Below are 13,849 nucleotides of genomic sequence, written 5' to 3'. Positions count from 1 at the left end.
GATGAGGAAGCCCTCATGCTCCGCCCCGACGGTCAGGGAGCGGTGGCGCGCACCACCCGGGTGCCGGCGGCGAGGTCGTGGAGGCCGCGGCCGTCCCCCTTCGCCGTCACGAGCGGGGGGATGAAGAGGCACAGCAGCGCGGCCCGCACCGCCGAGCGAAGGGGGGTCACCCACCCGCCGTGCAGGGCGGCGACGCGAAGCCCGAGCAGGCGGTGGCCGAAGGTCGCCCCGCCGAGGGTGACGCCGACGAGGTTGAGCACGAAGAGCAGGCCGAGCGGGACGAAGGAGAAGGCCTCGGGGCTCAGCTCGACGAGGCGGCCGATGAGGCCGTTGGTGATCAGCAGGCAGGCCACCCAGTCGACGACGAGGGCGACGACGCGACGGCCGAAGGGGGCGGTGCTCCCTTCGTCGTCCGGGGCGGGCTGGGGGCGGGGCGTGGTGCTGCTCACCGGGGCAGCCTATGTGGACCAGCCGTGGACGCTCCCGCCGCCCGGACCGGCCGCTGGCTAGGATCGGTCTCACCACATGGGATCTCGGTCTCGTGTAACACGGGTGAAACATTTGGGTCATGGCCGGGTAATCGGCCCCGCCTAGGGTTTGACCAACAGTTGAAGCGGCAGGTCAGAGCGGCCTGCCGCCCCACCCCAGGAGGATGGTTTGTTCAGCTCCCCTGACGAGGTTCTTGAGTTCATCAAGGCCGAAGACGTCAAGTTCGTCGACATCCGGTTCTGCGACCTGCCGGGCATCATGCAGCACTTCAACGTGCCGGCCGAGTCCATCGACGAGGACTTCTTCACCGAGGGCCAGATGTTCGACGGCTCCTCGATCCGCGGCTTCCAGGCCATCCACGAGTCCGACATGAAGCTCGTCCCGGACATCAAGACCGCCTACCTGGACCCCTTCCGCGAGGAGAAGACGCTCATCGTCAACTTCTCGATCGTCGACCCCTTCACCGGTGAGCAGTACAGCCGCGACCCGCGCAACGTCGCGGCCAAGGCCGAGGCCTACCTCAAGTCGACCGGCATCGCCGACACCGCCTACTTCGGCGCCGAGGCCGAGTTCTACGTCTTCGACGACGTGCGCTTCGACACCCAGCCGCAGGGCTCCTACTACTTCCTCGACTCGATCGAGGCCAAGTGGAACTCCGGTCGCAAGGAGGAGGGCGGCAACCAGGGCTACAAGACGGCCATGAAGGGCGGCTACTTCCCCGTGCCGCCGGTGGACCACTTCGCCGACCTGCGCGACAAGATCTGCCTGAACATGAAGACCGTCGGCCTCGAGGTCGAGCGCGCCCACCACGAGGTCGGCTCCGCGGGTCAGCAGGAGATCAACTACAAGTTCAACACCCTGCTGCAGTCCGGCGACGACATCATGAAGTTCAAGTACGTCGTCAAGAACACGGCCTGGCAGGAGGGCCGCACGGCCACCTTCATGCCGAAGCCGATCTTCGGCGACAACGGCTCGGGCATGCACACCCACCAGTCCCTGTGGAAGGACGGCGAGCCGCTCTTCTACGACGAGCAGGGCTACGGCGGCCTGTCCGACATCGCCCGCTGGTACATCGGTGGTCTGCTCAAGCACGCCCCCGCGCTGCTCGCCTTCACCAACCCGACGGCCAACAGCTACCACCGCCTGGTCCCGGGCTTCGAGGCCCCGATCAACCTCGTCTACTCGGCCCGCAACCGCTCGGCCTGCATCCGCATCCCGATCGCGGGCAACTCCCCCAAGGCCAAGCGCGTCGAATTCCGCATCCCGGACCCGTCGAGCAACCCCTACCTGTGCTTCGCCGCCCAGCTCATGGCCGGCATCGACGGCATCAAGAACCGCATCGAGCCCCCGGAGCCGGTCGACAAGGACCTCTACGAGCTGCCCCCGGAGGAGCACGAGGCCATCGAGCAGGTCCCGACCTCGCTCCCCGAGGTGCTCAAGGCCCTCGAGGCCGACCACGAGTTCCTGCTCGAGGGCGACGTCTTCACCCAGGACCTCATCGACACCTGGATCCAGTGGAAGTACGAGAACGAGGTGCTCCCCCTGCAGGTGCGCCCCCCACCCGCACGAGTTCGAGATGTACTTCGACATCTGATCTTCGGAGGCATGACAAGGGCCAGGATCCCCGGAATATCGGGGATCCTGGCCCTCAGTTTGTGCTCCGGTGCAGACAGGGTAAACATGGCTACCCACTCAGAGAGCGAGCCCGTTGCTACAGCGGTAAAAACCGGCGTGCGCGTCGTGTCACCGTCGTCTTCAATGGAGGCGACGTCATGCCGCAGGTCATGAACGGAAGTCCCGGCACCCGAGCCACCCAAGGAGACCACGACGAAGGGGCAGCGGTGGCAGCCGCGCCGCGCGCCGAGGAGGGCACGACAAAGGAGCAGGACCTGAGCCGGGCCGAGATGAGCGCCGACCGACAGATCTCGTTCCGAAAGTCACCTGCAAGCAGCGGTCAGCCCCTCTCGCCACCTGTCGGCATCAGCCCCGGGTACTGGGAGATCTGGCACTGCACGAGGCGGCAGAACTCCATGTGCCCTGCTGCCGTTCTCAAATTGTCACCCGTTGCTCGTCCTCGCCGCGTGCGCGTATCGGGTGAGGGTGGCGAGCCCGGACTGCGATCATCCTCGCGCAGGCAGACCGGAGTTGGTCAAAAGCTCCCAGTACCGATAATGGCCGCCCGATGCACTCCTACATCTGAGCCGTCTCTGGCGAACTGCGCGGCAGCACTCGCCCCAGCACCATCGACGTACTAGCGTTTTGGTCGTGACCTCCGCCTCCGCAGGCAAACTCGTCGACGAGATCGCTCGTGCCGCCGCGGTCGCCGACGCCCGGATCGCGGTCGCCGAGTCCCTGACCAGCGGGAACATCGCCGCGCGCTTGGGACGGGGGCAGAACGCCAGTCAATGGTTCGCGGGCGCCGTCGTCGCGTACAGCGTCGACGTCAAGACAACCGTCCTGGGCATGACGCGTGGACTCGATCCCGTATCGAGCGCCGCGGCCCAAGAACTCGCGCGCGGGGTGCGTGAGCTGACGGACGCCACCATCGCCGTCTCCGCTACGGGTGTCGGGGGTCCGCAGGACCAGGACGGCCACCCTGCGGGGACGGTGTACCTGGGGTGGTCGACCGCGTTCGAGGAGGGCAGCCGACTGGTGGAGTGCTCCGACGACCCGGCGAAGGCCCTCGAGGACACCGTCGAGTCCGCGCTGCAGGAGATCCACCGACTCCTCCCGTGACCTTCGCCCTGCCCGACGCGAAGAGCCCTGCACGGGTGCAGGGCTCTTCGCGTGGATCGCGGGTCGACTACGTGGAACTCTCGCGATCACGGGTGCTGGACGACTCCTCGCCCCGGTCGGAGGACGCCTCCACTTCGACCGGCTGGGAGGAAGGTGTCCCGACCGAGATCTGTCGCGGCAGCGATCGCTTGTTCACCGGCAGGACGACGGTCAGGACCCCGTTGTCGTAGGTGGCCGACACCTGATCGGGATCGATGTCGTCCCCGAAGGTGAGCTGCCGCCGGTAACTGCCGGAGAAGCGTTCACTGGTCAACCACTGGACCTCTTGCTCGTGCAGGGAGGAGCGGTGAGCGGTCAAGGTCAGGACGCCGCGACCCATGTTGACGTCGATGCTCCCGGGGTCCATGCCCGGAAGGTCCGCGTGGACGAAGTCGAACGCGAGGCCCTTCACACAGCGCCGATCGCAGCTGGTCGACCCCTGCGCCATGACTGACGCGCGGTCTCGCAGTCTCAGGTGCGCACCGGCTCCGCCGTGGCCACGTCGTCGACGACGTCGATGAGGACCTGGAGGTTGGCGATGAGGGCGCCGTACAACGGCCACAGCAAACCGGACAAATCATCGGTCGACAGGTCCTCGGCCAGGACGATGGTGTCGCTCGACATCCGACCGCCGTCCCAGCGCACCGTGGGCCGGCCGATCTCCGAGACGTGCTGGACGCGGACCGGTGACCACCCGGCCACCGGCGGCACGCAGATCCGCGACAAGACCGTGCAGCAGCTCCATCGGGTCGAGCTGTGCTTGGTCGGCCAGCACCACGCACCCGGCGTGCGGCAAGGGGACGGGCAGGTCGTGGCTCCAGCCCGTGGACAGCCCCACCGCCGTCGCGGCCTCGTGCTCGCGCAGGCCACGCGTCGACCTCGATCGGTGTCGGGGGCATAGGTCACCCGCCCGCCGACCCGGGTGCCGACGTCACGGCCGGTGGGCACCTGCACTGGGTCCCGCGCAGGACTGCGACGGGGACGATGGCGGTCGCGCCCGTCAGCGGGTGAAGGTCTCGGGGATCTGCCGAACGGGGACGATGACGACGTCGTCGACCTTCCAGTCGAGGTCACGCGCTACCTGGGCGGCGTGCTCGAGGTCGTCGATGTCGGCGATGTGACCCGCGTGCGGCACGACGAAGCTCTCCACATGGAAGACGTGCCCCATGTCGCGCACGCGGCTGTGGCTGCTGTGCACCCACCCGATCTCCTCGAGTGCCTCGTCGACCTGCTCGGTCAGGGGGTGGCGTCGCGTCCCGTCCACCGTGCGGGCCTGGGCGTCCATGAGCGCGCCCGAGGCGTGTCGCACGTTGGTCCACCCGTCGCGGATGATCGACATGGAGATCGCGATCGCGACGACCGCGTCCGCCCACCACAGCCCGACCCCGATGCCTAGGACGCCGACGATCGTCCCGGTCGCAGTGCGCCAGTCCGCCTTCTGCATGTCCGCGTCGTTGTACAGGACCCGGTCGTGCAAGGTGTCTGCGAGCGGCAGCTTCATCCGTCCCAGGACGACGGGGCCGATGGCGGTGTAGGCCATCGCGGCGATCATCACCCAGCCCGCCCACACCGCATGTCCGAAGAGGTCGACGGTCCCGACCGGAGGGTGCTCACCGTGCAGCAGACCCATCGCCGAGTCGACGATGAGGTAGACGCCCATGCCCAGGAGGGCGACCGCGGCTGCCAGGTGTCCACCACCGACGGCGCGATGGTGACCGTAGGGGTGCTCGGCGTCCACCGGGCGTCGGGCGCGCCGCTGCGCGAACAGGAAGGCGACCGGCGGGATGAGGGCGAGCATGTCCTCCACCCAGGCCGCCTTCATCGCCTGCGAGCTGCCCATCGCGAAAAAGACCACGACGATGCAGGTCGCCATGTACCCCAGGGTCACCCACTCGAGCCGGATGGCCCGCCGCAGGGCCGTGCCCTGCTCGTCCGGTAGCCGGGTGCGCCCGAAGGAGAGCGCTCCCGGCGTGCTCACGGCGCCCTCCCGTGGGTGTCGAGCCACCGCTCGAGCGAGGACTGCGCGGCGTTCTCGCCGGCCGGGACCGCCATCACGTGGGCGCGTGGTCCGTCCGGACCAGGGACCTCGACGTAGGGCCGGGTGAGTCCGACCTTCGAGCTCCATGCGCTCTGGTCTGTGACACCGCCGATGAGGACATCGATGTCACCGCGCTCAAGTGCGGCCACGAGGGCCTCCTCACCATCGACCTGCCAGGCGACCGTGGCACCGAGTGATTCGGCCCATCCCGTGATGATCTCCACCTCGGAGCCGGAGGGCGGGCTCGTCGTCACGTCGGTCCACGGCGGGTGGTGGGACACACCCACCCGGAGCTCGCCCGATGAACGCACCCGGTCGAGCGTCCCGTCAGGGTCCTGCGGGATGCTCCCGCACGCGGCAAGAAGCATCAGGAGCACGACGCAGGCTGCCAGACGCACGACATTCCGCAAGCCGACGACCATGGGGACATGCTAGCCACGCGGCTCCAGTCGGGTCGGACTCCTTGCTCCTCGCGAGCACTGCAGTCACGCACATGACTCCTCCCGTGAGCTCGCCCCGCCCATCGACGGACGCCACCGACGAGGACGGCGCCCTGCGGGTCCTGGCGCCTGCCCTGTTGACGAACCGCCCGGACGCAGCAGAGTGGGGGGATGACGAAGCGACGTGTCCTCATCACCGGTTCGACGGGCGGGGTCGGCACGATCCTGACCCAGCGCCTGCACGACGACTACGACCTCGTCGGGCACGCACGCGAACCCGACCCGGGCGCCGACCCGGTGGTCCGCGGGGCCGACCTGGTCGACTACGACGCGGTCCTGGCAGCCATGGACGGCATCGACACCGTCGTCCACCTGGCCGGTGCGGCATCGCCAGAAGCCTCGTGGGGCCAGGTGCTCGACGCCAACATCGTCGGCACCCGCAACGTCCTGGAAGCCGCTCGTGCGGCCGGGGTGGCACGGGTCGTCTTCGCCTCGTCCAATCACGCGATGGGCATGTACGACCGGCTCGAGCAGTGGCCGGTCTACCCCGGCACACTCCCCCGTGCCGACTCGCTCTACGGGGTGTCCAAGGTCTTCGGCGAGACGCTGGGCCGGTACTACTTCGACGAGCACGGGCTGTCCTTCATCGCGTTGCGGATCGGCTGGGTCTGCGGTGACCCGACCCTCGTCGACACCGATCTCCTCCATGCCATGTGGCTGAGCGAGGACGACGCCGCACAGGTCGTGCGCTGCGCGATCGAGGCGGACATCGACTTCGGCATCTACTACGCGGTCTCCGACAACCTCAATCGCCGCTGGTCGATGACCAACACCATGCTCGAGCTCGGCTACCGACCCCGCGACTCGTGGTCGCACGAGGCACCGACCGACGAGCCCGTCGTCGAGGGCGGCCGCGCCGTCGACGACTCCTGGCCGAAGGGGTCGTGACCGGCCCTGACAGGATGACGCCATGTCCCGTGTCATCTGCCCGCTCCTGAGCACACGCGTCACGACAGCGGAGAAGGCGGTCGAGCACATCCGCCCCGGCGACAACGTCGGGATGAGCGGGTTCACCGGGGCCGGCTACCCCAAGGCGCTGCCGACCGCCCTGCACGACCGGATGGTCGCGGCGCACGCGCGGGGCGAGGACTTCCGCATCGGGCTGTGGACGGGTGCCTCGACCGCGCCCGACGCCGACGGTGTCCTCGCGGAGGCGAAGGGAGTCTCCTCCCGCCTGCCGTACAACTCCGACCCGACGATGCGCAGCCTGATCAACTCCGGCGAGGTCGACTACGTCGACGCGCACCTGAGCCACTCCGCCCAGCACATGTGGTTCGGCTTCTACGGCAACCTCGACGTCGCCGTCGTCGAGGTCACCGCGGTGCTGCCCAACGGCCTGCTCGTGCCGAGCAGCTCGGTCGGCAACAACAAGACCTGGCTCGACCAGGCCGACCGGGTGATCCTCGAGGTCAACCACTGGCAGCCGCGCGAGTTCGAGGGCTTCCACGACGTCTACTACGGCACCCAGCTGCCGCCGCACCGCCGGCCGATCCAGCTGACCGACCCGATGCAGCGGATCGGCGACCCCTACCTGCGGGTCGACCCGGCCAAGGTCGTGGCCGTCGTCGAGACCGACCGACCGGACCGCAACTCACCCTTCACCCCGCCCGACGAGACCTCGCGGGCGATCGCGGGTCACGTCGTCGACTTCCTCCGGCACGAGGTGCGGGCCGGGCGGATGCCCCCTTCGCTCCTGCCGCTGCAGTCCGGGGTCGGCAACGTCGCCAATGCCGTGCTCGCGGGGCTGGACGGCAGCGAGTTCACCGACCTCGTCGCCTTCACCGAAGTGCTCCAGGACGGGCTGCTCGACCTCCTCGACAGCGGGACGGTGCGGGCCGCGTCGGCGACCTCCTTCGGCCTCTCCGACGTGGGCGTAGAGCGCTTCCTCGCCAACATCAGCAGCTACAAGGGCCGGATCCTGCTGCGCAGCGAGGAGATCTCCAACCACCCCGAGCTGGTCCGGCGCCTCGGCGTCATCGCGATGAACGGCATGATCGAGGCCGACATCTACGGCAACGTCAACTCGACGCACATCGCCGGCAGCCGGATCATGAACGGCATCGGCGGCAGCGGCGACTTCACCCGCAATGCCTTCCTCAACTTCTTCCTCACCCCCTCCACGGCGAAGGGGGGCAAGGTTTCCGCCTTCGTCCCGATGGCCAGCCACGTCGACCACACCGAGCACGACGTGCAGATCATCGTCAGCGAGCACGGGCTGGCCGACCTGCGCGGACTCTCCCCGCGCCAGCGGGCGCCGCGGATCATCGACCACTGCGCCGACCCCTCCTTCCGGCCGGCGCTGCACGACTACTTCGCCCGCGCGCAGGCCGCCCGGCCCGACGCCGTGCACACCCCCCACCTGCTCGGCGAGGCGCTCAGCTGGCACGAGCGGTTCCTGGAGACCGGGAGCATGCACGCGGGGTGAGAGACTGCTGCCGGTGAGCAGTGTGTGGACCGCGCGGGGCATGCCCGCGCTGCTGATGGCGACCTTCCTGGGCTTCAGCGGGTTCGCCGTCCTCATGCCCGTGGCACCCCTGTGGGCGGTGCGCGGTGGCGCCGACGAAGGGGGGCGCCGGCCTCGTCAACGGCGTGCTCCTCCTCGTCACCGTCCTCACGCAGTTCACCGTCCCGGCGCTGCTGCGTCGCTTCGGCTGGGGGCCGACCCTGGCCACCGGGCTCGTCCTGCTCGGCGCCCCGTCGCTGGGCCTGGCGGCCAGCGATGCACTCCATTCGATCCTCGCGCTGTCTGCGGTGCGCGGGGTGGGCTTCGGCATCCTCACGGTCGCCGGCAGCGCCGCGGTGGCCGAGCTGTCCGACCCGGAGACGCGGGGCAAGGCGGTCGGTGCCTACGGTCTGGCGATCGCCGGCCCGCAGGTCGTGCTGCTCCCCCTCGGGTCGTGGGTCGCGGAGACGGTCGGCTTCGTCCCCGTCTTCGTCGCGGGCGCCATCCCCCTCCTCGGGGTGCCGGCGGCCCTGGCGCTCGGGCGGGCCCTCGAGACCTTCCCCTCCGGCAGCGACCGCGGCACGGACGTGGGTGGCGCGAGCACGGCCCGCGCGACGATCACACTGCTGCGCCCGATGGTCCTCCTCCTGGGCGTGACGATCGCCGGCGGAGCGGTGCTGACCTTCGGCCCGCAGATGGTGCGCGACCCGGCGGTCGTCATCCCGGCGCTGGCGCTCATGGAGCTCATGGCGGCGATCTTCCGGTGGTGGATCGGCGGCGTCGCGGACCGGCTCGGGGCGGAGCGGTTCCTCGCCCCCTTCGTCCTGCTCACCGTCGTCGGCGTCGGCGGCATGGCGTGGGCCGTGCACGAGCAGTCCGTGCCCGTGCTGATCGTCGGCGCGTTGCTCCTCGGCAGCGCCTACGGGGCGCTGCAAAACCTCACCCTCGTCATCTCCTTCGCCTCCGTGAGCCGACGCCACCTCGGGCTGGCCAGCTCGATCTGGAATGTCGGCTTCGACCTCGGCTCGGCCATCGGCTCGGTGGTCGTCGGCGCGATCGCGGTCGCCGCGGACTTCCCGACGGCGCTCGCCGTGACCGGCGCCTTCGCGCTGCTGACGCTGCCGTTGGCGCTCGTGCGGCTGCGGCAGGGGCGGCCGCGGGTGTAGCCCCTTCGAGACGGTCGCTGCGCGACCTCCTCAGGGAGCGAAGGTGGGGAGCGCTGCGCGACCGCCTCAGAGAGCGAAGATGGGGAGCGCTCCCCCTGATGCAGCCAAACCCCTTGTGGGACACTCGCCGCAACTCAGGGAACGAGCAAAGGGGCACGGGTGAGCAACCCAGCACAGCAGTTCATGGACAGGGCCAGGCAGGTCGCGGACGCGGCCGGCGTGGGGCAGGCGGTCGACCAGGCACTCGGGCAGGTGCAGCAGAGCGCCGGCTTCGACCTCAACGCGCGGGACTTCCCCGCGGCACGGGGCGAAGGGGGGTCCGCCGGTACCCGGATCAATGCCGACCACGTCGCCCTCGACGACGCGGCCGAGGCGCTCAGCCGCAGCCGCTACGAGATGGGCCAGAGCGGCCCGGTCCACGTCATCACGCCGATGGTCATGCCCAAGGGGCGCCGGCTGCAGGCGATGGCGCCGGCCATCCTGCTCGTGCTCATCGGCGTCGCCGGCGGGGTCGTGCTGCTGCCCTTCGGCATCAGCCTGGCGGTCTTCGGCCCGCACTACTGGCTGCTCGTGGTCGTCGCCGCGGCCTTCCTGTGGTGGCGCCAGGGCATGGTCATGGTGCCTGAGGGCTGCACGGCGCTGATCTCCCGCTTCGGCAAGGTCGAGGCCGAGGTCGGTCCCGGTCGGGTGACCCTGTGGAACCCGTGGAAGCGGGTCTCCTACATCGTCAACACGACGCGCGAGTACCCCTTCAACGCGCCGATCCGCTCGGCCCCCACGAAGTCCGGCGTGCAGGCATCGGTCGACCTCTTCCTCCAGTTCCGCATCGTCAGCGCGCGCGAGTTCGTCTTCGTCCTCGGTGCCGTGCAGGGCTTCCAGGACAAGCTCAACAACGCGATCTCGGAGACGACCCGCTCCCTGATCTACGAGCAGGAGGCCTCGGGCATCTACGACCTCGTCGGCGAGAGCACGGCGCGGCTGCTCGACCAGCTCAACGCGCAGTTCGCTCCCGCGGTCGAGCTGACGACGGCCAACATCACCCACGCCGAGCCCTCCGCGCAGGAGTACCGGATGGATCTCGCGGCGCCGGAGATGATCCGGGTGGCCAAGGAGGCCTACACCTACGACTACGAGCTGGGGCTGAAGAAGGAGCAGAACGAGGGTGACCTCAACAAGGACCTCGCCTCGCTCAACGAAAACCTCTCGGCGATCCAGGCCGACATCGCCCGCTACCAGGCGCAGATGGACACCGCCCTCGAGCGGGAGACCAACCGCGCCAATGCCGTGGCCCGCCAGCGCTTCGTCGAGTCCGAGTCCGAGGCCCACGCCAACGCGGCGCTCCTCGAGGCGCAGGCCCTCGACATCCGTGCGCTGAGCGCGGCGCTCGCCCCGGAGATCCTCGACTACCGCTATCAGCAGGACATGCTCGACAAGATGGAGGGCGTCTCCGGGTCGCTCCCCCAGATCGTGCGCGTGGGTGGCGAGTCCGAGGGCGTCGACTACCTGCAGATCGCCCGTCAGCTCGTCGGCGGTCAGAGCAGCCAGCTCTTCAGCGCCGACGACATGGAGGCCATCCGGGCCCGTCAGGCCGACATCGCCGAGCGGGTCGCCGAGCGCGAGTCCGAGATCGCCGAGCTGCTCCAGGCTCCGGAGGAGACCGAGGTCGAGATCCTGCCGGTCACCGAGACGGAGACCGACCCGGCCGGCGAGCAGCGTCTCGACGAGATCCGTCAGTCGGTCACCGAGGAGATCGACCTGCCGGGCGAAGGGGAGGAACCGCCGCCCCCGCCGCCGGGCACCAACCCGCCGGTCCCGCCGGCGGTCGACGAGCCGACCCCGCCGGCACCGCCGGCGCCGCGGGTGACCCCCGCGCCGCAGGTCACCATCAACGACATGAGCGAGGGTGAGCGCAATGAGTGACCAGATGATGGAGCAGGCGGTCCGCGCAGTGCGTGGCCAGGGCATGAGCTCGATCAAGGAGGTCGTCTCCGGGTGGGGCGACGTCGCCCGCTACCTGCGCGGCGGTGACTCCGGCTCGGTCGTGCCGGTTGTCATCCCCAAGGACAAGCGCGGCATGCGCTGGACCTCGCTCATCTGGTTCGGCGCGTGGGCCCTGCTGAGCGGGATCTTCCTCGCGGCGACCGACCACGGCGCACTCGGCGGGCTCGCGATCTTCGTCGCGATCCTCGCCTTCCTCCTGTCGGCACTGTGGTGGTGGCGCTCCTCGATCGTCGAGATCGAGGAGGGCACGGTCGGGGTGCTGACGAAGTTCGGCGCCATCTCCGGGCCCGGCCTCTCCCCCCGGCCGCCACTACCTGTGGCACCCGTGGGCCCGGGTCGCCTATGTCGTCGACGTGACGACCGAGATCCCCTACACCGCACCGGTGCTCAGCTCGCCGACGCACGAAAACGTGCCGCTGAAGTCGATCGAGTTCTTCCTGCGCTTCCGCATCGTCGACGCGATCCGTTTCGTCCAGACGATCGGTGCGGGCAACTTCGACCTCGTGCTGAGCAACTCGGTGCAGGACGCGATCCGGCAGCGCAGCCGGCAGGTGCGCACCGAGCAGGCCTACGACCTGCGCGGCAGCGACGTCAAGGACATGCAGGACCTGCTCAACCGTCAGCTGACCCGCTACGGCGTGCAGATCATGGGCTGCAACATCCCCGACGTGCAGCTGCCCGACCAGTACCGGGAGCACCTCGCCACGCGTGAGCGGGTGGCCAAGGAGCTCGTGGCCTACGAAAAGGAGTGGGAGCTGACCCGCAAGCGCCGCATCGACACCCTGCTGCTGGAGATCGAGCGCTCCAAGAAGGTCCGCGACGCCAAGGTCGTCGAGGTCCAGGCCTCGCTCAACAAGGCCCGCAAGGACGTCGCGCAGATGCTCGAGGAGCGCGAGACCGAGGCGCAGAAGATCCGCTACGAGATCGAGACCCGCGCGCGGACCAACCTCGTCGCGGCCCAGGGTGAGGCCAAGGCGCAGGAGCAGCTGGCCACGGCCTACCGCGACAACCGCGCGGTCCTCGGCTACGAGCTGGCCCGGCGCCGCCTCGACGTCGGCGCCACGCTGGCCGACGACGCCCCGCGCCCGGTCATCGTCCACACCGACGCCGGCTCGGGCGACAGCTCGGCCCTGTCGACGCTGCTCATGGCCCAGCTGCTGCCGCAGCTGCAGTCCGAGGCCTCCGCTCCCCGCAGCGCGCAGCGTCAGGTGAGCGGTGCGGTCAACCAGGCTGCGCAGCGAGCAGCCCAGGCCGTGCAGGAGAAGTCGCAGGGCTGACGACACCCGACCGAAGGGGGCCGCGCCGGGAGACCGGGGCGGCCCCCTTCGTCATGCCCGGGCCTGCGCATTTCCCTAGGCAAATACGGCAGGGGTGCGCATTTCCCTAGGCAAATACGGCCGGGGTGCGCATTTCCCTAGGGAAATACGGGAAGCGTGCGCATTTCCCTAGGGAAATGCGCAGGGGGTCAGTCGGTGGTCGAGCGAGCGTCGAGGACGGCGAGCACCCGCCGGCCCCAGCGCAGGTTTTCCTCCTCGAAGCTGATCCCCCGCAGCAGGGTGAGGTACTGCCCGACCGGCTCGCCCGACGCGAGGAACTCCTCCTCGGTGCGGCCGGCGAGGGTCCGCTCCTCGACGAGGCGGTAGATCGCGAGCTTCGCCTCGAAGGCCTCCATCCGCTCGACGACGTGCTCGCGGATCGCCTCGGGGTCACCGGACTCGAGCGCCGCGACCTGTACGAGCAGCTCGTCGCGGACGGCCAAGGGCTTGGGCGAGCGAAGGGTGTGCGCCCGCAACGCCTTGCGCCCCGCCGACGTCAGGCGAAAGACCCGCTTGTCCGGCCGCTTGGGCTGGGCGACGGTGCGCGCGGTGACCAGCCCCGCATCCTCCATCTTGTCCAGCTCGCGGTAGAGCTGCTGCGGGCTCGCGGTCCAGTAGTTGGCGACGGACACGTCGAAGGCCTTGGCCAGGTCGTAGCCGGAGGACTCGTCGTGGGCGAGTGCGGTGAGGATCGCGTCCTGGAGGGCCATGGGGTGATGGTAGGCGTCCCTTCGAGACAGTCGGCCGCGGACGGCCTCCCTCCTCAGGGACCGAGAGGTTCCTCTTATTCACTTTGTTGAGTAGGTTGGCTGCATGTTCCGAGACGCAGTGGAAGCCAAGGACCTCGACGCGGTGGACGAGCTGCTCGCGGAGGACGTCGTCTTCCGCAGCCCGGTCGCCCACACCCCCTACCCCGGCAAGGCGATCACGAGCGCGATCCTGCGCGAGGTCGTGGAGGTCTTCGAGGACTTCCGCTACGTGCGCCAGCTGCGTGACGGGTCGGAGGAGGCCTATGTCTCGAGGCCACGGTCGACGGGCTCGAGATCACCGGCTGCGACTTCCTCACTCTCGACGACGAGGGCAAGGTCACCGAGTTCATGGTCATGACCCGCCCGCTCAAG

At 69.4% G+C, this 13,849-nt stretch carries 12 protein-coding genes and 2 pseudogenes; 8 read left to right on the top strand and 6 right to left on the bottom strand.

Annotated elements, in window-relative coordinates; all coding sequences use genetic code 11:
- Positions 1-32: 32 nt before the first annotated feature.
- Complete coding sequence (locus tag B277_RS13275) at positions 33-449, bottom strand: RDD family protein (RefSeq protein ID WP_007929075.1); 417 nt, start codon at positions 447-449, stop codon at positions 33-35.
- 208 nt (positions 450-657) lie between these two features.
- Here B277_RS13275 and glnA point away from each other — a divergent pair.
- Together glnA and B277_RS13265 are read left to right on the top strand one after the other, a co-directional pair.
- Positions 658-2,083, top strand: a pseudogene (gene glnA, locus B277_RS13270) (type I glutamate--ammonia ligase).
- 671 nt (positions 2,084-2,754) lie between these two features.
- Positions 2,755-3,225, top strand: a complete 471-nt coding sequence (locus tag B277_RS13265; RefSeq protein WP_007929071.1) for a CinA family protein — start codon at positions 2,755-2,757, stop codon at positions 3,223-3,225.
- 67 nt (positions 3,226-3,292) lie between these two features.
- On the opposite strand, the gene B277_RS13260 is transcribed toward B277_RS13265, so the two are convergent.
- The 4 genes from B277_RS13260 to B277_RS13245 form a co-directional block, all read right to left on the bottom strand.
- Entirely contained in the window at positions 3,293-3,676 is a 384-nt protein-coding gene (locus B277_RS13260) for an Hsp20/alpha crystallin family protein (RefSeq protein ID WP_007929070.1), read from the bottom strand.
- Between the two features lie 59 nt (positions 3,677-3,735).
- A complete protein-coding gene (locus B277_RS17620) occupies positions 3,736-3,990 on the bottom strand; it encodes a hypothetical protein (protein ID WP_128277150.1) in 255 nt (84 codons plus the stop codon).
- A 274-nt stretch (positions 3,991-4,264) separates the two neighbouring features.
- The gene (locus tag B277_RS13250) at positions 4,265-5,242 is read right to left on the bottom strand and encodes a cation diffusion facilitator family transporter (RefSeq protein ID WP_007929066.1); all 978 of its coding nucleotides are present in this window, start codon (positions 5,240-5,242) and stop codon (positions 4,265-4,267) included.
- On the bottom strand, positions 5,239-5,724 hold the full coding sequence (locus tag B277_RS13245) for a transporter substrate-binding domain-containing protein (protein WP_007929064.1): 486 nt from the start codon (positions 5,722-5,724) through the stop codon (positions 5,239-5,241). Before B277_RS13245 ends, B277_RS13250 begins: the two co-directional genes overlap by 4 nt.
- 189 nt (positions 5,725-5,913) lie before the next feature.
- Between B277_RS13245 and B277_RS13240 the strand changes: the two genes are divergently transcribed.
- From B277_RS13240 to B277_RS13220, 5 genes and pseudogenes are all read left to right on the top strand, one after another.
- Positions 5,914-6,690, top strand: coding sequence for an NAD-dependent epimerase/dehydratase family protein (locus B277_RS13240; protein WP_007929063.1), 777 nt, complete (start codon positions 5,914-5,916; stop codon positions 6,688-6,690).
- 22 nt (positions 6,691-6,712) lie between these two features.
- On the top strand, positions 6,713-8,227 hold the full coding sequence (locus B277_RS13235) for an acetyl-CoA hydrolase/transferase family protein (RefSeq protein ID WP_007929062.1): 1,515 nt from the start codon (positions 6,713-6,715) through the stop codon (positions 8,225-8,227).
- Between the two features lie 125 nt (positions 8,228-8,352).
- A complete protein-coding gene (locus tag B277_RS13230) occupies positions 8,353-9,411 on the top strand; it encodes an MFS transporter (protein ID WP_007929061.1) in 1,059 nt (352 codons plus the stop codon).
- 159 nt (positions 9,412-9,570) lie between these two features.
- The gene (locus tag B277_RS13225) at positions 9,571-11,331 is read left to right on the top strand and encodes an SPFH domain-containing protein (RefSeq protein ID WP_202865233.1); all 1,761 of its coding nucleotides are present in this window, start codon (positions 9,571-9,573) and stop codon (positions 11,329-11,331) included.
- Positions 11,332-11,720: 389 nt separating this feature from the next.
- Positions 11,721-12,689, top strand: a pseudogene (locus B277_RS13220) (SPFH domain-containing protein); the annotation flags it as partial.
- A gap of 188 nt (positions 12,690-12,877) precedes the next feature.
- Here the strand turns inward: B277_RS13220 and B277_RS13215 are convergent.
- Positions 12,878-13,438: a PadR family transcriptional regulator gene (locus B277_RS13215; protein WP_007929057.1), complete on the bottom strand. Its 561-nt coding sequence runs from the start codon at positions 13,436-13,438 to the stop codon at positions 12,878-12,880.
- Positions 13,439-13,541: 103 nt separating this feature from the next.
- Here B277_RS13215 and B277_RS13210 point away from each other — a divergent pair, with 103 nt between their 5' ends.
- Entirely contained in the window at positions 13,542-13,835 is a 294-nt protein-coding gene (locus B277_RS13210) for a nuclear transport factor 2 family protein (protein ID WP_007929055.1), read from the top strand.
- Positions 13,836-13,849: the final 14 nt, after the last annotated feature.

This window comes from Janibacter hoylei PVAS-1, from assembly GCF_000297495.1.
GTDB lineage: Bacteria > Actinomycetota > Actinomycetes > Actinomycetales > Dermatophilaceae > Janibacter > Janibacter hoylei.
Note: the sequence above shows the minus strand (reverse complement) of the source record. Positions and strands in the feature narration are given on the sequence as shown.